The organism is Shouchella shacheensis, assembly GCF_001484965.1.
Classification (GTDB): Bacteria; Bacillota; Bacilli; order Bacillales; family Bacillaceae_D; genus Shouchella; species Shouchella shacheensis.
In genome coordinates this window covers 78,756-102,011 of sequence record NZ_LLYY01000003.1, presented here as the reverse complement: position 1 = coordinate 102,011, position 23,256 = coordinate 78,756, and the positions used below count along the sequence as shown (strand labels likewise).

The 23,256-nt window shown below is 49.0% G+C and carries 21 protein-coding genes, 1 riboswitch and 1 other annotated feature; of the genes, 11 read left to right on the top strand and 10 right to left on the bottom strand.

Going from position 1 to position 23,256, the window contains the following annotated elements; all coding sequences use genetic code 11:
• Nucleotides 1-3: 3 nt before the first annotated feature.
• From cuyB to AVZ68_RS06685, 4 genes are all read right to left on the bottom strand, one after another.
• Complete coding sequence (gene cuyB, locus AVZ68_RS06700; protein ID WP_059103753.1) at nucleotides 4-744, bottom strand: cysteate racemase; 741 nt, start codon at nucleotides 742-744, stop codon at nucleotides 4-6.
• 71 nt (nucleotides 745-815) lie between these two features.
• A complete protein-coding gene (locus AVZ68_RS06695; RefSeq protein ID WP_059103752.1) occupies nucleotides 816-2,045 on the bottom strand; it encodes a carboxylate--amine ligase in 1,230 nt (409 codons plus the stop codon).
• A gap of 232 nt (nucleotides 2,046-2,277) precedes the next feature.
• Nucleotides 2,278-2,679: a secondary thiamine-phosphate synthase enzyme YjbQ gene (locus AVZ68_RS06690; RefSeq protein WP_059103751.1), complete on the bottom strand. Its 402-nt coding sequence runs from the start codon at nucleotides 2,677-2,679 to the stop codon at nucleotides 2,278-2,280.
• 112 nt (nucleotides 2,680-2,791) lie between these two features.
• Nucleotides 2,792-3,961 carry a M20 metallopeptidase family protein gene (locus AVZ68_RS06685; RefSeq protein ID WP_059103750.1) on the bottom strand — a complete coding sequence of 390 codons (1,170 nt, stop codon included), beginning with the start codon at nucleotides 3,959-3,961 and terminating at the stop codon, nucleotides 2,792-2,794.
• 155 nt (nucleotides 3,962-4,116) lie between these two features.
• On the opposite strand from AVZ68_RS06685, the gene AVZ68_RS06680 reads away from it, so the two are divergent.
• A complete protein-coding gene (locus AVZ68_RS06680; protein WP_059103749.1) occupies nucleotides 4,117-5,394 on the top strand; it encodes a BaiN/RdsA family NAD(P)/FAD-dependent oxidoreductase in 1,278 nt (425 codons plus the stop codon).
• A 159-nt stretch (nucleotides 5,395-5,553) separates the two neighbouring features.
• On the opposite strand, the gene leuS is transcribed toward AVZ68_RS06680, so the two are convergent.
• A complete protein-coding gene (gene leuS, locus AVZ68_RS06675; protein WP_059104024.1) occupies nucleotides 5,554-7,968 on the bottom strand; it encodes a leucine--tRNA ligase in 2,415 nt (804 codons plus the stop codon).
• Between the two features lie 65 nt (nucleotides 7,969-8,033).
• Nucleotides 8,034-8,253, bottom strand: a binding site (T-box leader).
• 137 nt (nucleotides 8,254-8,390) lie between these two features.
• On the opposite strand from leuS, the gene AVZ68_RS06670 reads away from it, so the two are divergent.
• Nucleotides 8,391-9,443 carry a tartrate dehydrogenase gene (locus tag AVZ68_RS06670; protein ID WP_059103748.1) on the top strand — a complete coding sequence of 351 codons (1,053 nt, stop codon included), beginning with the start codon at nucleotides 8,391-8,393 and terminating at the stop codon, nucleotides 9,441-9,443.
• A gap of 293 nt (nucleotides 9,444-9,736) precedes the next feature.
• On the opposite strand, the gene AVZ68_RS06665 is transcribed toward AVZ68_RS06670, so the two are convergent.
• Nucleotides 9,737-10,936, bottom strand: coding sequence for an MDR family MFS transporter (locus tag AVZ68_RS06665; RefSeq protein WP_059103747.1), 1,200 nt, complete (start codon nucleotides 10,934-10,936; stop codon nucleotides 9,737-9,739).
• Between the two features lie 282 nt (nucleotides 10,937-11,218).
• On the opposite strand from AVZ68_RS06665, the gene mnmM reads away from it, so the two are divergent.
• Both mnmM and AVZ68_RS06655 read left to right on the top strand, forming a co-directional pair.
• Nucleotides 11,219-11,791 carry a tRNA 5-(aminomethyl)-2-thiouridylate-methyltransferase MnmM gene (mnmM, locus tag AVZ68_RS06660; protein ID WP_059103746.1) on the top strand — a complete coding sequence of 191 codons (573 nt, stop codon included), beginning with the start codon at nucleotides 11,219-11,221 and terminating at the stop codon, nucleotides 11,789-11,791.
• A gap of 84 nt (nucleotides 11,792-11,875) precedes the next feature.
• Nucleotides 11,876-12,430, top strand: coding sequence for a beta-class carbonic anhydrase (locus AVZ68_RS06655; RefSeq protein ID WP_059103745.1), 555 nt, complete (start codon nucleotides 11,876-11,878; stop codon nucleotides 12,428-12,430).
• Nucleotides 12,431-12,523: 93 nt separating this feature from the next.
• On the opposite strand, the gene AVZ68_RS06650 is transcribed toward AVZ68_RS06655, so the two are convergent.
• Complete coding sequence (locus tag AVZ68_RS06650) at nucleotides 12,524-13,597, bottom strand: tetraprenyl-beta-curcumene synthase family protein (RefSeq protein WP_157404597.1); 1,074 nt, start codon at nucleotides 13,595-13,597, stop codon at nucleotides 12,524-12,526.
• A gap of 126 nt (nucleotides 13,598-13,723) precedes the next feature.
• Nucleotides 13,724-14,506, bottom strand: a complete 783-nt coding sequence (locus tag AVZ68_RS06645) for an alpha/beta hydrolase (RefSeq protein ID WP_059103744.1) — start codon at nucleotides 14,504-14,506, stop codon at nucleotides 13,724-13,726.
• Between the two features lie 104 nt (nucleotides 14,507-14,610).
• Between AVZ68_RS06645 and AVZ68_RS06640 the strand changes: the two genes are divergently transcribed.
• From AVZ68_RS06640 to AVZ68_RS20850, 3 genes are read left to right on the top strand one after another with little or no spacing between them, the layout of a single operon-like run.
• The gene (locus AVZ68_RS06640; RefSeq protein ID WP_059103743.1) at nucleotides 14,611-15,144 is read left to right on the top strand and encodes a gamma carbonic anhydrase; all 534 of its coding nucleotides are present in this window, start codon (nucleotides 14,611-14,613) and stop codon (nucleotides 15,142-15,144) included.
• Nucleotides 15,145-15,465, top strand: coding sequence for a LysE family translocator (locus AVZ68_RS20855; protein WP_059103742.1), 321 nt, complete (start codon nucleotides 15,145-15,147; stop codon nucleotides 15,463-15,465).
• A 34-nt stretch (nucleotides 15,466-15,499) separates the two neighbouring features.
• Entirely contained in the window at nucleotides 15,500-15,772 is a 273-nt protein-coding gene (locus AVZ68_RS20850; protein ID WP_281176602.1) for a hypothetical protein, read from the top strand.
• Nucleotides 15,773-15,893: 121 nt separating this feature from the next.
• Here AVZ68_RS20850 and metK read toward each other — a convergent pair whose 3' ends face one another.
• A complete protein-coding gene (gene metK / locus AVZ68_RS06625) occupies nucleotides 15,894-17,099 on the bottom strand; it encodes a methionine adenosyltransferase (RefSeq protein ID WP_059103740.1) in 1,206 nt (401 codons plus the stop codon).
• Nucleotides 17,100-17,364: 265 nt separating this feature from the next.
• A riboswitch (SAM riboswitch) is annotated at nucleotides 17,365-17,478 on the bottom strand.
• 309 nt (nucleotides 17,479-17,787) lie between these two features.
• On the opposite strand from metK, the gene pckA reads away from it, so the two are divergent.
• The 4 genes from pckA (at nucleotide 17,788) to AVZ68_RS06605 (ending at nucleotide 22,677) form a co-directional block, all read left to right on the top strand.
• Complete coding sequence (gene pckA, locus AVZ68_RS06620; protein ID WP_059103739.1) at nucleotides 17,788-19,368, top strand: phosphoenolpyruvate carboxykinase (ATP); 1,581 nt, start codon at nucleotides 17,788-17,790, stop codon at nucleotides 19,366-19,368.
• 752 nt (nucleotides 19,369-20,120) lie between these two features.
• A complete protein-coding gene (locus AVZ68_RS06615) occupies nucleotides 20,121-21,107 on the top strand; it encodes an ABC transporter substrate-binding protein (RefSeq protein ID WP_059103738.1) in 987 nt (328 codons plus the stop codon).
• A gap of 12 nt (nucleotides 21,108-21,119) precedes the next feature.
• Complete coding sequence (locus tag AVZ68_RS06610) at nucleotides 21,120-21,890, top strand: ABC transporter ATP-binding protein (protein ID WP_059103737.1); 771 nt, start codon at nucleotides 21,120-21,122, stop codon at nucleotides 21,888-21,890.
• Nucleotides 21,874-22,677, top strand: a complete 804-nt coding sequence (locus AVZ68_RS06605) for an ABC transporter permease (protein WP_059103736.1) — start codon at nucleotides 21,874-21,876, stop codon at nucleotides 22,675-22,677. Before AVZ68_RS06610 ends, AVZ68_RS06605 begins: the two co-directional genes overlap by 17 nt.
• A 62-nt stretch (nucleotides 22,678-22,739) precedes the next feature.
• On the opposite strand, the gene ytkD is transcribed toward AVZ68_RS06605, so the two are convergent.
• Nucleotides 22,740-23,222, bottom strand: coding sequence for an RNA deprotection pyrophosphohydrolase (ytkD, locus tag AVZ68_RS06600; protein ID WP_059103735.1), 483 nt, complete (start codon nucleotides 23,220-23,222; stop codon nucleotides 22,740-22,742).
• Nucleotides 23,223-23,256 lie beyond the last annotated feature (34 nt).

Below are 23,256 nucleotides of genomic sequence, written 5' to 3'. Positions count from 1 at the left end.
TCTTTAGACGATCGTGTTTGTCAGCCTATCAACGTAGGCAGGCTTCACTGACTTCCCTGCCATTTCAATCGTCCTGTCAACAAGGACAAGCTGAGCGTCAACCACTTGCAGCTCGTCCGTTTCTACCTGTTCATGAATCACCGATAATTCTGTGCAGCCAAGAATCACCGTCTCACATCCTAGCTCAGTCATTTGCTTAAGGAGCTCATAATAGTGGCCAACCTCCGCTATCTTTCCTTGCTTCACTTGTTCATAAATTAGCTGCGTGACACCAGCCTGAACAATCTCTGTCACCGGCACCACTTCAAACCCTGCTTTTTCTAACTCATATTGATAGATCCCGCAGTGAATGGTCCCCTCCGTTGCGAGCACACCCACTCGTTTCATCCCAGGGTAGCGCCTGGAAATAGAACGCACCGTTTCCTCCACCATATTGATAATCGGAACGGTTGTGTGTTCTTGAAGTTCCCTGTAAAAGTGATGCGCGGTGTTACAGGGAATAGAAATAAAGGAGCAGCCCGCCTTCGTCAACAAATGAACGTTCTGAATTAACTCAGGGAGTGGGCTTGGCTTTGTTTCATCCATAATAAAAGCCGTCCGATCCGGGATCGTGGCATGATTTAAGAGCATCAGATTGATATGTTCTTGATCGGTTGCTGCTGCTGTCCTCTCCACGATTTGAGAAAAATAGATGGCTGTCGCTTTAGCTCCTAGTCCACCAATAACTCCCACGAAATCATCCATCTGTTACGATACCTCCTCACCTTTCCGCCGCTAAAACCGCGGTTTCATTCATTTATCAGGTCGCCTCCTGTTTAGCTGCGCGTGAACGGAGGATATCTCTTAAACTTCCGGTAGTAATTGACGGTGGCAGCCTTTTCATAGAAACGTCGCCTCACCTTCGTCTCTGTCGGAAAATACTTTAAAGGATGATACACTGCGCCTTTCGCATAAAGACCCTTTACCTTTTGTTGTAAGTCATTATCGCGAATGTGGTTCAAAAGCAAGCGCCTTGGTAAAACCGTGAACAACGTTTCATTTTTTGGAAACGTCTCTTCTAGCGGCTGGCCTTCAAGAAAGTCTTTCACATAATAGGGAGCGATGTTCTCGCCTTGTGCAGTGACATAATAATTGCTGCGACCGAGACGGGCATTAAGCTCAAAAAAGTTATAGGACTCATCCCGGTGGTCATACTTGATGTCAAAGTTAGAAAAACCGACATAACCGACATGATCAATGAAACGCTTCGCCTGTTCCACCACTTCCTCTTTGTAGGTGGTTCGAATTGCTAACGGGTTGCCAATTGCCCCTGGGGTGTGATCTTCAAGCAAGGTTTGCCCAAAGGAAGCAAGCTTCGTCTCCCCGCCCCTACTCGTATAAAGGGTTAGAACGTGCATCGCCGAATCATCCCCCGGAATGAACTCTTGTAAAATGAGATCATCGCTATAACCAGCGCCGCGAATTCGGTCAAAAACCCTCTCCAACTCCTCCGTCGTTTCCGCTATAAAAACTTTATTCTTGCCTGGAAATGATACGGCCTGATAGGAAACGCTATTCGCTGGTTTTAAAACAACTGGAAATTTTAGCGAGTCCAAGACGTTAGTTGTTATTGAGTTTTTTAAAATCCAAGTTTTTGGATAAGAAATTCCAAGTTCTTCACACCATTGGTAGAACCGTGTTTTGTTCGTCACTTTGTGAAAGAGATCACTTGAAATATAAGGGACCGTCCAGCCTGGATTGAGCTGGCCCTTAATGTCCACAATCATCTTCACATGCCAGTCATCACTGCCTATTAACAGCTTCGGTACTTCTGAAAAACGCTCGTTTACTCTATCGAGGACTGCGAGTAACTGATGAGCTTGGCCCATCTTCCCTTCTACTACAGACTCAATAATGACCGAGTCTCGGATTGGTCCTGTCAGGGCAGTGCTAATTGTTAATGACTTGACCCCGTAGGCCTCATGAAACGCGCGAGCCAGGCTATAAGCGCCTAAGTTGCCTCCCAAAATAACAGGAATAAACGGTTGTTTTTTGATAACAGCCATTGGTTTCCCTCCTATGCATGTAACAGCCATCTCTCTGTGTACGCCTTCAATGTTTCCTTTGGCTGATGATTTTTTTCATCCTATCCGTCTTGCGTGACTTTTCTCCAGCAGTTCGTATCAATGATTCTAAGATCTCCATTGATTCTATGATACCTGTTCTCAGGACCATAGTCGATTAATTTCCATATGTACGCTCGTCCCATCCTCCTTTTCCCCTCTGCTATCAAAATCTTCATCCTTCCACCACTTTTAGGTAATATGTCCTCTGTCTCGGTCCATCGAATTCACAGAAGTAAATGCCTTGCCATGTACCTAGCACGAGGTGCCCGTCTTCAATGATCACGTGCTGTGAGGGGCCGACGGTCGATGTTTTTAGGTGAGAGGCCGAATTCCCTTCCATATGTCGATAGTTGCTATGTTCCCATGGGTAGACTTCATCTAGTCGCATGAGCATGTCATGCTTCACATCCGGGTCTGCATTTTCGTTAATCGTAATACCAGCGGTTGTATGCGGTGAGTAAATGAGCACCAAGCCATTTTGAATTAGCGTTTCCTTAACGAAAGCTTGTATGTCACTTGTCACATCGAGCATCTCGTCTCGCTGACTCGTTTGAATTGTTTGTTTTTGAAGCATTTTGGATGGCTCCCTTCCTTTTTTTCTGATTTTCTCTTTCCGCCTTGGCACCGTCCGAGGCTACCGCTTATGGAAACTCCAGCGGAAGATGCGCCACCGGAGTATTTGGTTGTTATAGGTATTTATCTACAATCGCTAAAAACAGCTTGCCGATATTTAGGAGAGCTTGCTCATCAAAATTAAAGCGAGGATGATGGTGCGGGTACTGCGTGTTTTCATCGTCCGTGCGCCCGCCGACATGAAAGAAGTTTCCTGGGCGTTCTTCCAAGTAGAAGGCGAAATCCTCTCCCCCAAGGGAAGCAGGCATTGAAATGACCGCATCATGGCCAAGCGTCTTCTCTGCAACCTCTCGTAGCACGTCCGTTTCATGCTCATAATTAACAAGTGGCGGGTAGCCGTTCAAATAATCTACGCTACAAGTCGCGTGGGTTGACTGTTCAACACCTCGAACAATGGAGCGAATTTCTTCCTCAATATCTGTCCGCGTTTGTTTGTTAAATGTGCGCACGGTTCCTTCAATGGTTGCGGTATCGGCAATCACATTAAAGGCCGTGCCAGCTTGAAACACACCCACCGTCACCACTGCCGTATCCACTGGGTTCACTCGCCTGGAAACAATTTGCTGTAAATTTGAAACCAGTTGGCTGCCGGCAACGATCGAATCAATCGTGTTATGCGGCCTGGCCCCATGACCTCCCTTCCCTTGAATCTGAATGGTGAACGCATCAACCGCTGCCATGATTGATCCGCTTGTCACACTTACTTGACCAAGGGGAATGTCGGAGGCGACGTGAGCACCAAACACATAATCCACACCCTCAAGACAGCCATCTGCAATCATCTCTCTCGCCCCACCTGGAGGTTTTTCCTCGGCGTGCTGAAAGAGAAAGACAATCGTGCCATTTAACGTTTCTTTAGTCTCAGCAAGAACCGTAGCTACCCCAAGGAGTGCGGCCGCATGACCGTCATGGCCGCAGGCGTGCATGACGCCAGGATTTTTGGATTTAAAGTCTATGTTATTTTCTTCTTCAATGGGCAAAGCGTCGAAGTCTGCCCGCAAGGCGATCGTCGGGCCAGCGTTCTCTCCCCGCAGGTAAGCGACGACTCCACGTCCCCCAACGCCTTTCTTCACTTCAAGACCCAACTCTTCTAGTTTCTGTGCAATAAAGGCTGGAGTCTCCACCTCATGAAAGGAAAGTTCCGGGTACGTGTGTAAATGACGTCTCCATTCAACGATCTTCCAAAACATCGATTCTAATTTCGTTTCATGCGTAACGCTCATGATATGATATAATCCCCTCTCGTATCAAAACTGAATGGATGTTTTAAGAGTAAGGTATAGAAGAGAAGTCTGTCAATTGAGCACCATGGTTTTCCCTTCTTCCTGATGCTAAAATGAAGGAAACAGCATTTGAACACGAAGGAGATTTTTCAAAGATGTATGATTGCATAGTGATAGGTGGAGGCCCTTCAGGTTTAATGGCATCCGCAGCCGCCGCTGAACATGGAGCCAACGTGCTTTTGCTAGATAAGGGGAACAAACTTGGCCGGAAGCTTGCTATATCTGGAGGCGGCCGCTGCAATGTAACCAACCGCATGGAGCGAAAGCAATTGATTGAGCATATCCCCGGTAACGGGCGTTTTATGCATAGCCCGTTCTCTGTATTTGATAATGAGAACATCATTACTTTCTTTGAAGACTTAGGCATTCAGCTAAAGGAAGAAGACCATGGCAGAATGTTTCCAGTCACAGACAAGGCACAAACGGTTGTGGAAACACTGCTCAAGCGCATTCGCTCTTTACATGTAACGATTCGGACCAATACGGGCGTTAAGACGGTTCATTTTAGGGATGAAACCGTTTCTGCAGTGGAGCTCGAGAACGGAGAGATTCTTTCAACAAGAACATTGATTGTCGCAACTGGAGGAAAGTCCGTCCCCCATACTGGAAGCACTGGAGACGGCTACCCGTGGGCGAAGAAAGCTGGGCACACAATCACAGAGCTCTACCCTACGGAAGTTCCCATAACATCCGGTGATTCATTTATTCGCGATCAATCCTTGCAAGGCCTGTCGCTTCGTTCAATTGCACTTAGCGTCATCAACCCAAAAGGGAAAGCGATGAAAACACACGAAGGCGACATGATCTTCACCCACTTCGGCGTCTCCGGGCCAGCCGCCCTGCGCTGTAGCCAGTACGTGGTAAAAGCGCTGAAAACGTCTAAAACAGAAGCAGTCGAAATGCAGATCAACTTATTTCCCGGACAATCGGGCGAAGACCTTTTTCAACAGCTCCATGCCCGGGTTAAAGCCGAGCCAAAAAAAGCGCTGAAAACGGTGTTGAAAGGCGTTGTCCCAGAGAGACTGCTTAGCTATTTGTATGAGCATTTGCGGATAAACGCTGAAGAGGTCTGCGCCAACGTTTCTCATGACACCCTCCGCCGGCTTGCAGATGCCTTCACCCGTTTTAGCTTCCATGCGAACGGCACCCTCTCGATCGAGAAGGCGTTCGTTACTGGAGGCGGTGTCTCCGTTAAGGAAATCGAGCCGAAATCGATGCATTCCCGCAAGATGAACGGCCTTTATTTCTGTGGGGAAGTGCTTGATATCCACGGCTATACGGGCGGGTATAATATCACATGCGCCTTTTCGACGGGATACACGGCGGGAAGTTCCGCGGCGTTGAGGGCGAGGGAAGGAGTGGAGAATAGGTAGAGCCTAATAGACGGTGGCTCTTGGAGGGGGTGTAGATTCTTTCCGTCCTTCTCATGAGTTTTTGACTCCCTCTTGTGGCCTCTGCTTTTTGCTTGAAAACCTTTCTTTCCTTTTTTTGTATTAAAAAACTGCCCGCACCCACGTGCGGACAGTTCCTCCTTACCCAACAACAATATTCACTAACTTCCCTGGTACAGCAACCACTTTGCGCACCGTTTTTTCTGCAAGAGCCGCCTGTACCTTCGCATCAGCTCTTGCAGCTTCTTCCATTTCTTCTCGCGTAGCATCTTTAGCAACGACAAGCTTGGCTTTGACTTTGCCGTTGATCTGGACAACCACTTCGACTTCATTTTCAACAAGTAGGTTCTCGTCGAACGTTGGCCACTCGGCGTACGTAATGGTTTCACTGTAACCGAGCTTTTCCCATAGCTCTTCAGCAATATGCGGAGCAACTGGTGAAAGCAATTTGACGAATCCTTCTATCAACTCAACAGGCAAGGTCTCTTGCTTGTTGCCTTCGTTGACCAAAACCATCAGCTGGGAGATGCCTGTATTGAAACGAAGCTCGGCAAAATCCTCGGTAACCTTTTTCACCGTTTGATGGTAGGTACGAGTGAACCCTTCGTCACCGGCGACGGAGCCAATTTTTTCTTGAAGCTTGCCGGTTTCTTCATCCACAATCAAGCGCCAGACACGCTCTAAAAAGCGGCGCGCACCATCAAGGCCGTTGGTGGACCAAGCAACAGAGGCATCAAGCGGTCCCATGAACATTTCGTAGAGGCGAAGCGTGTCGGCTCCGTGGCTTGCGATGATGTCGTCCGGGTTGACAACGTTGCCTTTGGATTTGCTCATTTTCTCGTTGTTGGCGCCGAGAATCATTCCCTGGTTGAAAAGCTTCTGGAATGGTTCTTTCGTGGGAACAACATCGAGATCATAAAGCACTTTATGCCAGAAACGGGCGTAGAGTAAGTGAAGTACCGCGTGCTCGGCTCCTCCAATGTACGTATCCACCGGCAGCCAGCGGCGCAGCTTTTCTGGATCAGCAAGCACTTCGTCATTGTCTGGGTCGATAAATCGCAAGTAGTACCAGCAACTTCCGGCCCACTGCGGCATTGTGTTCGTTTCTCGACGTCCTTTCATGCCCGTTTTCGGGTCAGTGACTTCTAGCCATTCGCTCGCATTGGCCAGCGGAGACTCTCCGGTCCCAGACGGTTTAAATTCATCAAGCTCCGGAAGCATGACCGGAAGTTCACTTTCGTCCACGGGCGACATCGTCCCGTCCTCCCAGTGGATCATTGGAATGGGCTCGCCCCAATAACGTTGGCGACTAAAAAGCCAGTCACGCAGGCGATACGTAATCTTCTTACGCCCATAGCCGTGTTCGACCAGCCAGTCGATGACCTTGGTGATCGCTTCTTCTTTGTTTAGACCGTTTAAAAAGGTAGAGTTGACGTGTTCACCGTCCCCGATATACGCTTCTTTTGCGATGTTGCCTCCGGTGACAACTTCACGAATTGGCAAATCAAACTTTTTCGCAAACTCATAGTCTCGCTCATCGTGCGCGGGAACAGCCATCACCGCGCCGGTTCCATAGCTTGCTAGCACATAGTCAGCGATCCAGACCGGAATTTTTTCGCCATTCACCGGATTCACCGCATAGGCTCCTGTAAATACACCGCTCTTTTCTTTTGCCAAATCCGTGCGGTCCAGGTCACTTTTCGTTGCGACTTGCTTTTTATATGCTTCCACCTCATTCCTTTGCTCATCAGTTGTGATTTCATGGACGAGCGCATGCTCAGGCGCAAGCACCATATAGGTCGCCCCGAACAACGTATCCGGCCGCGTGGTAAACACATCAATAGAGCTCTGGCCGATAGTAAACGTCACTTCAGCGCCTTCAGATTTGCCAATCCAGTTGCGCTGCATGTCCTTTAAGCTTTCGTTCCAATCAAGGTCGTCTAAATCTTCGAGCAAGCGATCAGCGTATTCGGTAATTTTTAAGACCCACTGTTTCATCGGACGGCGCTCGACGGGATGGCCCCCGCGTTCGCTGACACCGTCAACCACTTCCTCATTGGCAAGCACGGTTCCAAGCGCCGGACACCAGTTTACCGCGACCTCGTCAATGTAGGCGAGTCCTTTTTCGTAAAGCTTAATGAAAATCCACTGCGTCCATTTGTAGTAGTGTGGATCAGTTGTACTAATTTCACGGTCCCAATCATAGGAAAAGCCAAGTTCTTTAATTTGTCGTTTAAAGGTATCGATGTTCTTCTTTGTAAACGCTGCTGGTGTGTTTCCGGTATCAAGTGCGTACTGTTCGGCCGGTAAGCCAAAAGCATCCCACCCCATTGGGTGAAGCACATTGTAGCCTTGCATCCGCTTCATGCGGGCGATGATATCGGTCGCTGTATAGCCTTCCGGATGGCCGACGTGGAGCCCCGCACCGGACGGATACGGAAACATATCCAGTACATAATACTTTGCTTTTTTCTGTTCGTCTTTGGTTTTAAACGTTTTGTTTTCTTCCCAAAACGCCTGCCACTTTTGTTCAATCGTTTGGTGTGAAAATGACATCGCTGCCCCTCCATGTTTTAAATTGTATAAGCGGTCTAAATCCACGCAAAAAAACCCTCCCCCACAAAAGGGACGAGAGTTTGCCATATTCCCGCGGTACCACCCACATTAACAGACGAATTGCCTGTTCGCTTCCACATAACGGTGTGTACCGTCAAGAGCTACTAGAATGGTTCACTCTTAAGACTCGGAGGTGAGTTCACTGCAGCTATCAGACTGACTTGCACCAACCGTCAGTTCTCTTCTTTCCAAACTGTCGCTACTATTCCTCGTTTTCGTCATCGCATATCACCGTTGTATGCTAGCATTGTATGAAAAGTATCACCCAAAGTCAAGCCAGCGTATACCCCGCTTTCTTACAAAAGTCTATTCTAAGACAAGTTCTTATGATACTGTTAAAAGAAAAAACTGGAGGATTCAAAATGAAAACGTACACAATCGCATCCATTCCTGGGGACGGAATTGGCAAAGAAGTCGTCCCTGCCGCCTTAGACGTTATCGCAACACTTGGGGATGATTTCAAGATTGAAATCGATACATTTCCGTGGGGATGTGATTACTATCTCGAACACAACAGCATGATGCCTGAAGACGGGCTTCGCCAGCTCAAACATTACGATGCGATTTTCTTAGGAGCTGTCGGTGATCCGGCCCGCGTCCCCGATCATATCTCACTTTGGGGGCTGCTCATTAAGATTCGTCGCGGCTTTCATCAGCAAATTAATATGCGCCCGGCCCGCTATTTTGAAGGGCTCCACTCGCCCCTCATTGCACCAAAGGATTTTGATTTTGTCGTCGTGCGCGAAAACAGCGAGGGCGAATACAGCGAAGTCGGCGGACGCATGTACGATGGCGAGGATGAAATTGCGATTCAAAACAATCTCTTCTCCAAGCGGGCAACAAAGGCAGCTATGCGCTACGCTTTTTCCCTCGCGAGCGAGAGGCGCTCTCACCTGATGAGCGCCACCAAGTCAAATGGAATGGTCTATTCGATGCCGTTCTGGGATGAAGTCTTTCAGGAGATGAGCGACCAGTATCCAAGCATTTCCACCGATAGCCAGCACATAGACGCTCTTGCTGCTTCCTTTATCACTAGACCCGAATCCTTTGATGTCCTTGTCGCAAGCAACCTCTTCGGCGACATTTTAACCGATGTCGGTGCCGCACTGATGGGCAGCATCGGAATTGCACCCGCAGCTAATATCAATATCGATGGTCGCTACCCTTCCATGTTTGAGCCGGTTCACGGATCAGCACCCGATATCGCCGGAAAGGGTATCGCCAATCCGATCGGACAGATTTGGACAGCCAAGTTGATGCTTGATCATCTGGGCGAAACCACGGCAGCCGCTCGCATCCTAAGCGCAATCGAGTTTGTAATTAAAGAAAGCATTGTCACCGGTGACCTTGGTGGAAAAGCCTCAACAAAAGAAGTAACTGAAGCCATCAAACAACATATCACCGACCACCGATAAAGCAAAGGCTGTTGGCGAAAGCTCCAACAGCCTTTATTGTCTAGTTCCGGCGGGGAGAAGCTTCGAGATTTTTCGCCCTGACAACGGAATCCAAGGTCAGGATTTCTTTTTGTCAGGTCTCCAAAATTCTCACTTCTGAGCACCCCGCCTGCACTTTTCGGTATTGTCTAGCTCCGGCGGGGAGAAGCTTCGAGATTTTTCGCCCTGACAACGGAATCCAAGGTCAGGATTTCTTTTTGTCAGGTCTCCAAAATTCTCGCTTCTGAGCACCCCGCCTGCACTTTTAGGTTATATCATGCTTGTTTGGCTTTGTTCTCCTCCTGTATTTTGGCAAGCGGCCGATCGTACAGCCGCACAATTGGCAAGGAGAGCACGAGCATTCCAATGACGACCGTGAGAAGTATCTGCATAGAAAATGTATCAACGAGAAATCCCCCAAGCAGCGGGCCGACCATTCTGCCTCCAGTAGCCACACTGTTGACAATCCCCTGATAAGCACCTTCCTTTCCAGAGGGGGCAAGCGAGCTTGCGATGGTCGGTACAGCTGGCCAAACAAACATTTCACCGACGGTCAAGATCAACATGGCAGCGAAGAACATGGCAAAGACTTCTGCCTGCATGAGCACCCCGAAAGAAAGTGCAAAAATAATAACCCCCACCGTCATCTGCCCTTTTAACGTCAGTGACCATTTCTTGATTACCCAATAGATGGCTGGCTGGGCAAAAACAATCATTAATCCGTTCATGGTCCATAAAAGGCTGTACTGCTGAAGAGAGATCCCGAGCGATTGACTATACACCGAGACATTCGCTTGCCACTGCGTGTAGCCAATCCAGGAAATTAAAAAGACAATGCTGACGAGGAGAAGCGCTTGCATTCGGTAATGCTGGCGGAGCGGGATCCGCACCCCGCCGATCCCAACTTCCGCCGTTCGTCCATTCGATCCGCGCATCCCGCGAAAGGAAACCACAATAAAAAGAAGCAAGCCGATATGTACACCCGCATTGGCAATAAACACATCGGTAAGCCGTACGGCTGTCACGACGCCAATGAGCGCAGTTCCGAGGGAGACGCCGATGTTTTGCGCAACATAAATGGCATTGAACGGTTTCCTTCCCCCATCCGGCCAAACACTTCCAGCAAGGGCGTACACCGACGGGGCCATCATCCCGGACCCGAAGCCCATGCCCATCAGAAACAGCGCATAAAGCTGATACGTTTGAAAAAACATTGCGAGAAGAATAGAGGAGAGCGCGGATAAGCTCGCTCCGAAGACAATGGTTCGGTAGGCACCAAAGCCGTCAAAGAGCCTACCGCCTACCAAGCTACCAATCACACCGGCCCCTGCATTTAGCATAAGCACAAATCCAGCTGCCGTCAGAGATTCTCCAAGTTCCTGATTCATGATAATCGCATTCAAGGGCCATAGGAATGATGCCCCCGTAATATTGATTGTCGTCGCAATAATTAAAAGCCATAACACCCGAGGCATAAGCACCCTCCTTCACTCATCACCCCGACATCACGCGCAGCACCGGAGCCACTCTAATTAAGGTCGCTACTTTAACATACCTCAACAAGTGTAGGAGATTTCCTCCCAAAAGGCAACCAAAGGCAAAGTCTCTATTATTTAATTTCAACACTTTATGATAAACTGTTTTTATTACAAAGTGTAGGTGATACATGTGAACGAGCCAGTTAAAGAGAAGCGTTCCAAAATGAGGAACATTGCAGTGTCCGACCCAGAAAATCCAATGTGGGGCACTGCTAAATTATGAAGTTGCTAGGCATTCTCCCGTTTGCACGTTCTTTATTAGAGCAAGCCGTCCAAAAAGGCGATACCGTTATAGACGGAACCGCAGGCAATGGGCATGACACTGTTTTTTTGGCAGAGCTTGTGGGCGAAGAGGGGCTTGTCTGTAGCTTTGACATTCAACAGGAGGCGATCAAGCGAACCAAACAACGCGTGGTTGAAGCAGGTGTCGATAAACAGGTGCAGCTTCATCCCTTCGGACATGAGCGTGTCCGCGAAGTGGAGGCGATTAGAACGAGCCACCGACTGAGCGGAGTGATTTTTAACCTTGGTTATTTACCCAGGGGAGATAAATCCATTGTCACACAACCACATACGACGATTGAAGCGATCAATGGCCTGCTTGCGTACATGCAGCCAGGTGGGATCGTTGTTCTTGTCATCTACCATGGGCATCCAGAAGGCACAATGGAAAAAGACGAGCTTCTCCGCTTTGCTACATCTTTGCCACAGCAAGACTATCATGTGCTACAATACAGTTTTATGAATCAAAAAAACGATCCACCTATTATCTTGGCAATTGAAACACGATAAAGAAAAGCGAAGACGGGTCGCCCAGAAGCGAGGATTTTGGAGACGCTTCTACTCGCCGTAGCTAGATCAGAAAGGTTGATAAAAATGGCAAAATTGGATGAGATTCTTACGTTTAATGAACGGTTTGTAGAAAACAAAGATTACGAGCGTTACGCGACGGACAAGCTTCCGCATAAGAAAATGGCGATCGTAACATGCATGGATACTCGCCTTGTCGAGCTACTTCATTCCTCCATGGATTTGAAAAACGGCGATGCAAAAATTATCCGCAACGCAGGCGCTATCGTCTCTCACCCTTACGACAGTGTCATGCGTAGCATTCTGGTCGCGATCTATGAGCTTGGCGCCGAGGAGGTTTACGTGATCGGTCATTACGACTGTGGCATGACTGGACTCACGCACCACCCTGTGTTGGACAAGGCGAAAGAACGAGGCGTTGACATAGAGCAAATGTCAGGCGTCGACGTGGAAACGTTTCTCTCCGGTTTTGATCGCGTTGAAGATAGCGTTCGTAGCAGCGTTGACGTCATCACAACTCACCCCCTGCTTCCAGCGGATGTTCCCGTGCACGGGCTTGTGATTAGTCCCGAAACCGGCAAACTGGATTTGCTTGCGCGCGATCAGTTTCGGTCTAAGTAACTAGCAAGCGATAAGCAGTAAAAAGACTCCTCGCTCCTTCCATTGTAGGCGCGAGGAGTCCTTTATTTTGACCGCAAAAGAGCCTTCCTCAAGTCATGACTCTCCCTTTGATTTCTTTCTAAACACGCGGCTGTTCAACACAAAGAAAAATAGCGTATGCAGGCCGCCTGTTTTAAAAATCTCCTTTGACTGTGCTTTCATTTCAGGGTCCTTTTGTACTTTTTCGTCCGCAAGGTAAATCGCGATCACGCCACGAATGAGCATCCGGTGAAACTTAGGGTCTGGCAACTTGGAGATCGTTCCCTCTGACTGGGCGACAAAATAGCGAAAGCGTTCTTCCATCTGTTCTTTGCTGTCGTAATAAAAAAGAAAGTTCATCTCATCGTCTTCAAGGTCTTCTTTTTGATCGATAAAGTAATCTAGGAGGATATGCATCCCTTGAACGTAGGGGAAGTAGCCATCGCAGATCGTCTTCGCTAACCCTTCCGTCACGCCTTCTTTTGTCGCGTACGTCGCCATCGTGTAAATGGCGAGAGTAGAAGCCACACAGGCCGAAAATTCAAACCACGTCATTCCCTCTGGCATCTCGTGTTTGTGCTCAGCAAAGAACGCTTCCAGCATTGGCTGCCGATCTTCCTTTTTCACATGTTTGTATACTTGAAGATCCGCGTAAAGCCCGCTCATTTTCAGCATATGGGGCTGTAGTACAGCAAAGGAAGGAAACGTCCTCAATCGACCCTGGCATGTCTCCACGAGAGCACGCAAATAGCCGCCGTCTTCCTTTTCATCGCGGTAAGCATAATAATCTTCATGAGGGGCATCCGGTTGAAGCGCGATAAGAAGCGCACGATGCAAAGCTCTGAAGTCGTTTGGATTGAGTGAGTCGCTTTGGTCACAGAGATTGTCAAGATAATCACAAATCAGCTGGTAGGCAATGATGAACTGAATCAGCTCCTCAAAGCGATCCCCGGCAATGATTCCGTAAACCCCACCGCCTTCACAGTGAAATTTTTTACGAGCAAGGGCGTCAAGAGCCTGTGAGCGTAACTCTTCGTTCGGAATGGTTTTTGCCCGCTCGATCCATTGATTGTAATGGACATTGACCGTGGGAATGACGTCACGGTAGATCGTATACATAAGCGGTACAGGTTTTGTTGGTGCTGGCAAAAAAACTTCCTCCTCTATCGTTCTAATAAGTTCCACATTCAAGACGGAGCCAAACATCCACAGAAAATAACGATCTCGGCTCTCAATTAAAAGGAGCGCTGCCTCTTAGCTTCCTGAACATTCTTATCAAGGAAACAGCTGGTTAATAAAGCCAATTGTATGGCGAAAGACGTCTTCTTTTTCTGGCTCATTAAATAGTTCATGATACATGCCGCCCCATTCCTTGTACATTTTGTGCGTGATCAACAGATGATTAAACCATGCACGTGTCGCTTCCTTGTCAACAAGGTAATCTTCTCCTGCTTGGAGGGTGAGCACAGGGATGTTCGGAAATTTTTCAGGGTAGCGTCTTGTAAGGCGCATCGCTTTCTCCAGCTCTTGATACCAGCGCGCGGAAACTTTCGTAACGCGTAGATGATCTTTCACATACGCTTCTCGTACAAGCTCATCACGAGTAGCCAGCTCTGACTTAATTCCAGAGTTGACACTAAACGTTGGCATCACATGCTGCAACACTTTTGCTGCTGCCTTTTTTGCGACGGAAACATCGTGGGTTAAATCAAGACAAGGAGAAGAGAGAACAAGTGCCTGAACGAAAGAGTTATCACGTTCCATCAGTGTTCGAATCGAAATAAGCCCTCCCATACTGTGGCCAAAAAGAATGATCGGCAGCTGCTTTTCTCTAGCGAACTTTAACCATCCATCCACAGCATCAATGTACTGCCCAAAGGCATCGATATGTCCCCTTCGGCCTCGAGACTTTCCTTGTCCGGGTAGGTCATCAAGCAAACAATCAAATCCATGATCGTTCCACTTTCCTGCGAGCCAGTCATACCGCCCGCTATGTTCCCCTGCCCCATGCACGATGACCACGATTCCCCGGGGCTCCTCCACATCCAAATAGCGCACAGGCCTCTCCTCCTTTACACAGCAATCTTCTTGTTTGCATCTTTGCACTTACGCTAAAATAAGTATAGCGTTTTTCGGCTTAAAAAGAAAAGGATGTGATAATGATGACCATGTACCCTTACCATCAGCAGTCTCCAGCTCTCCATACTACCGTCTTTGTTGCAGACGGGGCGATCATAACCGGCGATGTGACCATCGAAGAAAATTCGAGTGTTTGGTTTCACACGGTGATTCGCGGCGATGTGGCTCCAACGCGCATTGGTTCCCGGGTGAACATTCAGGATCAATCGATGCTTCATCAAAGCCCAAAAAAACCGCTAATTATTGAGGATGATGTCACCGTAGGGCATCAGTGCATCCTCCACAGCGCCGTCGTTCGGAAAAAAGCACTCATTGGAATGGGCTCTATCGTGCTTGATGGTGCCGAAGTGGGCGAGGGCGCCTTTATTGGTGCAGGCAGTCTTGTACCCCCTGGAAAAGTTATCCCTCCAAACACGATGGCGTTCGGTCGACCAGCCAGAGTTGTGCGTGACTTAACACAGGAAGATGTGGAAGACATGGAGCGCATTCGCCGGGAATATGTAGAGAAAGGCCAATACTACAAATCGCTCCAACAAAAAAAGGACGCCCATTCTTAGATGGACGGTTGGCTCATCGCTTCATTCCTAGCCGCGGCTCTTGCTCTTACAATCGCCCCGGGCCCTGACAACCTTTACGTGCTTGCCCAAAGCGCTACATACGGCCCGAAGCAAGGACTTGCCACGGCGTTTGGGCTCTGCTCTGGTATCTTGTTTCACATTGCCATGGCCGTGTTTGGTCTCGCAGTGCTCGTTCGTCAATCGGAAGAGCTTTTCTGGATCATCAAGATCGTTGGCATTGTCTATCTTCTCTATCTGGCTTTCGATTCAATAAAAGAAAGATGCCTTTTCAACCAACCATTCCAAGACAGAGAAGGCTGATCCCCTCCCACTTACGGCGCTTTACAAGCGCGGCATTTTCATGAACATCGTCAACCCAAAGGTCACTGTTCTATTCGTCGCCCTCCTTCCACAGTTTGTAACGATGGAGGGGTGGGCTACGGCCGTTCAAATGGCAACGCTTGGCTTTATTTTTATGGCTCAGGCGCTTGTGCTCTTTTCAGGGCTAGCGCTTGTTGGCGGTTACGCTGGCCAAAAGTGGCTAAACCGCCTAGGAACACAGCGAGCCATTCACCTCGGCAAAGCGGTTATTTTCCTTGTAATTAGTGTGGAGATCTATTTTCTCTAAAGGCGCCTCCCACAGTGAACGGGGTCATCCAGCTAAATCGGAAAGCTCCGGCGGGTCGCCCAGCCTCCGGAGCTAAACAAAAAAAGAGAGCGCATCCGCTCCCTTCTTTCTTCTCCTCTTATTAAACTCCGGCCTCTGCTTTTAACATTTCAGCTTTATCCGTTGCTTCCCATGGAAGCTCAATGTCGGTCCGACCGAAATGGCCGTAGGCGGCCGTTTGCTTATAGATTGGACGGCGCAGGTCAAGCATTTTGATGATACCTGCCGGACGAAGGTCAAAATGCTTGCGCACGAGGGCGACAAGCATCTCTTCTGAGGCAGTCCCCGTACCGAATGTATCAATAGCAATCGAGACTGGCTGAGCCACGCCAATCGCATAAGCCAGCTGGACTTCGCATTTATCCGCAAGCCCTGCAGCAACGAGATTCTTCGCCACGTAGCGCGCAGCGTAGGCGCCCGAGCGGTCAACTTTTGTTGCGTCTTTTCCAGAGAAGGCCCCACCCCCGTGGCGTGCATAGCCACCGTACGTATCAACGATGATTTTGCGGCCAGTAAGACCCGCATCGCCTTGAGGCCCTCCAATGACAAAACGGCCAGTCGGGTTGATGAAGTACTTCGTGTTTTCATCGATCAGCTCGTTTGGAACAACAGCTTCAATGACATGAGTTCTCAGATCATCTTGAATCCGCTCAAGCGTAATATCTGGATGGTGCTGAGTGGAGATGACAATCGTATCGACGCGGATCGGTAGCCCGTCCTCATCATAATCAACCGTCACTTGCGTCTTCCCATCCGGGCGCAAATAATCAAGGGTATCGTTCTTACGCACTTCTGCTAGACGACGAGCAATTTTATGACTAAGTGAAATTGGAAGGGGCATGAGCTCTTCGGTTTCATTCGTCGCAAAGCCGAACATTAACCCTTGGTCCCCAGCACCAATGGCTTCAATTTCCGCATCCGTCATCTGCCCTTCCCGCGCCTCAAGCGCCTGGTCTACCCCTGCGGCGATGTCAGCGGACTGTTCATCAATCGATGTAAGGACCGCGCAGGTTTCAGCGTCGAAACCATATTTTGCTCGCGTATAGCCAATCCCCTTGATCGTGTCACGGACGACCTGAGGGATGTCAACATAGGTGCTCGTCGTAATTTCTCCAGCAACAAGAACTAGCCCGGTCGTTACAGACGTCTCACAAGCGACCCTTGCATTCGGATCCTTCGTTAAAATTTGATCTAAAATGGCGTCCGAAATCTGATCACAAATTTTATCCGGGTGCCCTTCCGTTACTGATTCCGATGTAAACAAATGTCGGCTTCTCTTCTTTGCCATGCCTAAGTATCCTCCTTAAAACATCGGTTGCGCACTTTGCAACCTTGATTAAATACAACGATTGACGAGGGATGGCTTCCATTCACCGGCTGCCGCCGAGAAAAAGAAACATCTATCGAATGCGCAGGCGGGTTGCTCACAAAAGAAACCCCACCCTTGGACAACGCTTGTCAGGACTGAAAAATCTCGACGCTTCTTCCCGCCTGAGCTAGACAAAAAGCCCTTTTCCACACGAGGAAAAGGGCTGAATCATTTTACCTTTCGCCTCTTATCGTTCAAGGCTATCTGCCTTGCAGGTTAGCACCTTTTCACTCAACGTTCCCGAGTGTTGGTTGCTGGGCTTCTTCGGGCCTGTCCCTCCGCCGTCTCTGGATAAAAGTGCATGCTTTACACAGATAACGTATAGCATGATTTTCTAGCGTACCGATTAATTGTAACACAACCATTGCAGGAAAAAAAGCAGGAATTCGCCTAAATCCTACATTTTTCTAGAGGCTCATAGGTTCGGAGTTCGTTTCTCAATAAAAAACTCTGCTTCAAAAAAGGTGTAGCTAATGAAATGTACAGCCCAATTTAACATGAAATCCAATTTATCCTCACTTTAGTATGGACTATTAAATATAATGTGTTATACTAAATCACAACAAAACTTCACTCATGTTTGCCTTAATTGAAAGGAAGGTGCCCTATGAAAACAATGATCCTGCCTGCTCAGCTTGAACAATTGGTAGCGAGTCCAAAGACCCACCACAATGCCCCTGTTTCTACACTTGTTGAACGGGCGCTTCATAATCAGGAAGGCCGACTCACCCCATCTGGTGCGCTCGCCGTTCATACAGGTGCTTACACCGGGCGCTCTCCGCGCGATAAATTCATTGTCGATGACCCCAACATCCATGATGTCATCGACTGGGGTCCCGTGAACAAACCGATTGAGAGGCAAACGTTCAAGCGCCTCTACGAAAAAGTGTTACATCATTTAGCAGAAAAAGAGGAGCGTTTCTCTTCAGCTGGTTATGCAGGGGCCGATCATGAGCACCAGCTCCCCCTTACCATTATTAATGAGTTTGCCTGGCACCACTTATTTGCCCGTCAGCTTTTTATACGTACAACGGAAGAGAATACCACTCCTGCCTTGCAGCCATTCACCATTGTTAGCGCCCCAACCTTCAAGGCAGATCCGGTGATTGACGGTACCGCCTCAGAAGCGTTTGTGCTAATCTCCTTTGAGGAACGGGTTGTGCTCATTGGAGGCACCGAGTACGCAGGGGAAATGAAGAAATCGATTTTTTCTGTCATGAATGCGCTTTTGCCTGACCGAAACGTCCTGCCAATGCATTGCTCCGCCAATACGAGCCCTGACGGCGATGTTGCGTTATTCTTCGGCCTTTCAGGCACAGGAAAAACAACGCTATCTGCGGCTCCTGATCGCTATTTGATCGGCGATGACGAGCACGGCTGGTCCGAAAAAGGGATTTTTAACATCGAGGGCGGGTGCTATGCGAAATGCATCAACCTCTCTCGTGAGAAGGAGCCGCAGATATGGAACGCGATTCGTTTTGGGGCGGTACTTGAGAATGTTCCCCTCGACAACGAAACGAGTACGCCAAATTACGACGACACCTCTCTCACGGAAAACACGCGGGCAGCCTATCCGCTTGAAGCGATACCAAATGCGCTTGAACCAAGCATTGCCGGACACCCTAACGCGATCATCTTCCTTACCGCGGACGCGTTTGGAGTGCTGCCTCCAATTAGCAAACTCACAAAAGAACAGGCGATGTATCACTTTCTTTCTGGATATACCAGTAAACTTGCAGGGACGGAGCGCGGCGTCACGGATCCAGAAGCGACCTTCTCCACATGCTTTGGCGCCCCGTTCCTTCCGCTTGAAGCAAATCGCTACGCGGTCATGCTCGGTGAGAAGATTGACCAGCAAGACGTGGATGTTTTTCTTGTGAATACCGGCTGGTCTGGCGGCCCGTATGGAGTTGGGGAACGCATGAAATTGACTCATACACGCGCCATGGTACGTGCTGCCTTGCAAGGCGAGCTAAGCCGCATTCCAACGGAAACTGACGCTACCTTTGGACTACATTTTCCAACACAATGTCCAGGAGTACCGGATGAAGTCTTGAATCCGCGCCACACATGGAACGATGCGGCTGCCTATGACAGGAAAGCGAAGGAACTCGCTGAGAAGTTCCGAGCCAACTTTACACGATTTGATTATGTAGAACCCGTGATTCGAGATGCTGGACCACGGTAAAAGTGAACCGGGGGTTTGAAGTTGAATACCGAAAAGCGCAGGCGGGTCGAACAGAACCGAGAATTTTGGAAGACCTGACAAAAGGAATCCGAACTTAGATTTCGTTGTCAGGACTGAAAAAATCTCGGCGCTTCTACCCGCCGGAGCTAGACAACCTGAAAAGCGCAGGCGGGTGGCTCAGAAGCGAGGATTTTGGAAGGCCTGACAAAAGAAATCCGACTTTAGATTTCGTTGTCAGGACTGAAAAATCCCGCGCTTCTACCCGCCGGAGCTAGACAACCTGAAAAGCGCAGGCGGGTGGCTCAGAAGCGAGGATTTTGGAAGGCCTGACAAAAGAAATCCGACTTTAGATTTCGTTGTCAGGACTGAAAAATCCCGCGCTTCTACCCGCCGGAGCTAGACAACCCGAAAAGCGCAGGCGAGCAGAAGCACGGATTTTGGAGAGCGTGCTGCTCGCAATTCCGACCTTGGATTTCGGGGCAGGACTGAACAATCCAGCGCTTCTACCCGTCGCAGTTAGACAAAAAGCCCTTGAGACCATTCATTCACGGTCTTAAGGGCTTTTCCTAGTCTCGACTTCATTTTCATGCCACACTCCCTAAATCATCAAGATCCCCCTTTCAAGCAAAATCAGTCTACAGGCCCTCACCCAGACAGGCGTAGCAGCATACAGTGGTGTAACTACGCTTAGCCTACTTCTTGCGACAGCTTTTTCTAGGCTAATGTCTCGAATAAAAGGGGGAACTATCTCAATGAGGAGACATACATTAACGGTACTCTTTTTGACCGTCCTCTTTTTTCTTGCTGCATGCACAAACGGTGGCAACCAGGACACGGTTCGCGTGGCTGAAGTCACACGCTCGGTCTTCTATGCACCTTTTTATGCAGCAATCGCCGAAGGTTATTTTGAAGAAGAGGGGATCGATATTGACTTAACGACGACATGGGGTGGCGATAAAACGATGACGGCCCTGCTCTCTGACGGGGCAGATGCGGCACTCGTCGGGGCAGAAACATCAATCTACGTCCATGCCCAGGAGGCAAGTGACCCAGCGATCAATTTTGCAGCCCTCACACAAACCGACGGAACATTCCTCGTCTCTCGGGAAACCACGGAGGACTTTGTCTGGGAGGATTTAAAGGATAGCGTCTTTCTCGGCCAGCGCGCAGGAGGGATGCCGCAAATGGTCGGCGAATATGTCCTCAACCAACATGACATTGATCCTCACAGTGACCTGGAACTGATTCAATCGATTGATTTCGGCAACATCGCTAGCGCTTTTGCTTCCGGAACTGGCGATTATGTGCAGCTGTTTGAGCCTCAGGCGACGATGTTTGAACAGGAAGGACTCGGAACGGTTGTCGCTTCTTTTGGGGAAGCGTCCGGTCAAGTTCCCTATACGACGTTTATGGCTAAACAAAGCATGCTTGACGAAGACAGAGATCTCTACATTCGCTTTGCAAAAGCCTTGCACAAAGGCCAGGAGCTTGTGAATGAGCAAGACCCAAGCGTGACCGCAGCGGCCATTGTCGATTATTTTGAAGATACGCCTGAAGAGGTTATCGCTGAAGCCGTTGAACGCTACCGGGATCAAGGTTCTTATGCCGAGACACCCGAGTTAAATGAGGAAGCGTGGAATCACTTACAAGACATTATGGATGCCGCAGGAGAACTTCCGAATGAAATTCCTTTTGAAGAACTCGTCGATGAAAGAATTGCAACGGAAAGCCTAAATTAGGGGGCATGTCTAGTGGCAACCTTACGACTTGATCATGTATCGCACACCTATGTCACAAAGGAAGGGGCCTTTCCTGCACTCACCGATATAACGATTGACGTCAGGGAAGGTGAATTCCTTGCCCTGATTGGACCGAGCGGCTGCGGCAAGACGACGCTGCTGTCCTTGATTGCTGGTATTATACAGCCAACGGAGGGAAGTGTCTCTGTGAACGCTGGTGCGGACCACTGTCTAAGCAACATCGGGTATATGCTACAACACGATTACCTTTTTCCGTGGCTCTCCATAGAGAAAAACATTATTCTCGGGCAAAAGATTCTCGGTACGTATAGCAAGAAATCCGAGAAAATGGCGTTCGCCTGGTTGGAAAAAATGGGGCTCGGGGATAAGCTTCATGAAGTGCCCGCTGCTTTGTCGGGTGGAATGCGCCAACGCGTCGCCCTCGTTCGGATGCTTGCAACCAACCCGGCGCTCATGCTGCTTGATGAACCGTTTTCCGCCCTTGATCAGCAAACCAAACTTAAGCTGGAGGACCTGGTCGCCGAAACGCTAAAGGCGGAGAAAAAAACAGCGATCCTTGTTACCCACGACATCAGTGAGGCGATCGCGATGTCGGACCGAATCGTGCTGCTTTCGCCTCGGCCGGGTCGTGTCGCACAAATATTTAGCATCCCAAACGAACTAAAGAAGCTCTCTCCCTTTGAAGCGAGGCAGCACCCGATGTTTTCTGAGCAATTTCAATTAATATGGAAGGAGCTGGAACGCCTTGAGCACGAATCCTAAAGAACTGCATGCTGTCTACCTACGTCAATTAGCAAAAGAAAAACGCCGCGTCGGGACCGTCCAGCTCAGCATATTGATTGCCTTTATCGCTATTTGGGAGGTCGCCTCAAGGCAAATGTGGATTGACCCTCTGCTCTTTAGTATGCCCTCCCGCATCATTCAGCTTTTATGGGAGCATATAAGTGCTGGAACGCTCTGGATTCACGCGTCAGTAACAATGTTTGAAACCGTGCTTGGTTTCCTGCTTGGGACAACGATCGGTACGCTGCTCGCCGCGGCCCTATGGTGGTCGAATTTTCTATCAAAGGTCCTTGATCCCTATCTCGTGATCCTGAACTCGATGCCAAAAGTAGCCATTGGTCCAATCTTAATCGTTGGTCTTGGTCCTAATATGACCTCCATTATCGCTATGGGGATGCTCGTTTCTGTCATTATCACGACAATGGTCGTCTACACTTCTTTTCGAGAAGTGGATTCAAATTACTTAACCGTGATGAAAACGTTCGGTGCCGGTAAAAAGCAAATGTTTCGTCATGTGGTTTACCCATCTTCCATTCCAGTCATCGTCTCCGCCCTGAAAATGAATGTCGGTCTCGCCTGGGTCGGCGTCATTGTTGGTGAATTCCTCGTCTCTGAACAAGGGCTTGGCTACTTGATAATTTACGGCTTCCAGGTCTTTAACTTCAACCTTGTCTTCATGAGCCTGCTTGTGATTGCTATTCTCGCAACGATTATGTACAAAGTTGTTGAAATCATTGAACGTCGGCTGACGAAGCACCATACATGAGTGGGCTCCCCACTCACTCCTCAGAGACAAACTTGGATCTGGGGAGTGCTTGTGGACGATTCTCATGTAAAAATTCCGCTCTTAATCGCCGCTTGAATGGCAAGTGGTACAACCTCATCTTTCATAATAAAGCTGTAGTTTGGATTTGTTTTTAGATTGATCGGAAACTCCTCCACAAGTCTGGGACCAGCTGTTTCAAGTCGTGGAGCTGACGGATCAATATCCGCAATAACCGCCGCATAAATCGTCTTACAAAAAGGATCCCCTTTAGGAGGAGAGACCTGGTACTGACCGACATCATGAATCTTCTCTATCCGCGCTCCCGTCTCTTCCATCACCTCGCGTCTTGCCGCTTCCTCTGGACTCTCCCCCGGCTCTACTTTTCCCCCGGGAAACTCAAGACCTCGGTTATTATGCTTCGTGAGCAGCCAGCTCTGTTTATACCTGCAAATCACGAGCACATGTCCCGGTTCGTCTGTGAACCGCTCCTCCCCCCCAAGGACTAGCCATATGTCACTACCATGGACGTCTTGAAAGGTTCTCATCGTATCCCGCCTTATCCAAACTTGTCCCTCAAGT

Bases quoted from the DNA above. Each gene is read 5' to 3' on its own strand.
- AVZ68_RS06670 (WP_059103748.1), top strand. From the start codon at position 8,391: ATGAAAACGTACACAATCGCATCCATTCCTGGGGACGGAATTGGCAAA.
- cuyB (WP_059103753.1), bottom strand. From the start codon at position 744: ATGGATGATTTCGTGGGAGTTATTGGTGGACTAGGAGCTAAAGCGACA.
- AVZ68_RS06665 (WP_059103747.1), bottom strand. From the start codon at position 10,936: ATGCCTCGGGTGTTATGGCTTTTAATTATTGCGACGACAATCAATATT.
- AVZ68_RS06680 (WP_059103749.1), top strand. From the start codon at position 4,117: ATGTATGATTGCATAGTGATAGGTGGAGGCCCTTCAGGTTTAATGGCA.
- AVZ68_RS06695 (WP_059103752.1), bottom strand. From the start codon at position 2,045: ATGGCTGTTATCAAAAAACAACCGTTTATTCCTGTTATTTTGGGAGGC.
- AVZ68_RS06615 (WP_059103738.1), top strand. From the start codon at position 20,121: ATGAGGAGACATACATTAACGGTACTCTTTTTGACCGTCCTCTTTTTT.
- ytkD (WP_059103735.1), bottom strand. From the start codon at position 23,222: ATGAGAACCTTTCAAGACGTCCATGGTAGTGACATATGGCTAGTCCTT.
- mnmM (WP_059103746.1), top strand. From the start codon at position 11,219: ATGAAGTTGCTAGGCATTCTCCCGTTTGCACGTTCTTTATTAGAGCAA.
- pckA (WP_059103739.1), top strand. From the start codon at position 17,788: ATGAAAACAATGATCCTGCCTGCTCAGCTTGAACAATTGGTAGCGAGT.
- AVZ68_RS06685 (WP_059103750.1), bottom strand. From the start codon at position 3,961: ATGAGCGTTACGCATGAAACGAAATTAGAATCGATGTTTTGGAAGATC.
- metK (WP_059103740.1), bottom strand. From the start codon at position 17,099: ATGGCAAAGAAGAGAAGCCGACATTTGTTTACATCGGAATCAGTAACG.
- leuS (WP_059104024.1), bottom strand. From the start codon at position 7,968: ATGTCATTTTCACACCAAACGATTGAACAAAAGTGGCAGGCGTTTTGG.
- AVZ68_RS06690 (WP_059103751.1), bottom strand. From the start codon at position 2,679: ATGCTTCAAAAACAAACAATTCAAACGAGTCAGCGAGACGAGATGCTC.
- AVZ68_RS06655 (WP_059103745.1), top strand. From the start codon at position 11,876: ATGGCAAAATTGGATGAGATTCTTACGTTTAATGAACGGTTTGTAGAA.
- AVZ68_RS06640 (WP_059103743.1), top strand. From the start codon at position 14,611: ATGACCATGTACCCTTACCATCAGCAGTCTCCAGCTCTCCATACTACC.
- AVZ68_RS20855 (WP_059103742.1), top strand. From the start codon at position 15,145: ATGGACGGTTGGCTCATCGCTTCATTCCTAGCCGCGGCTCTTGCTCTT.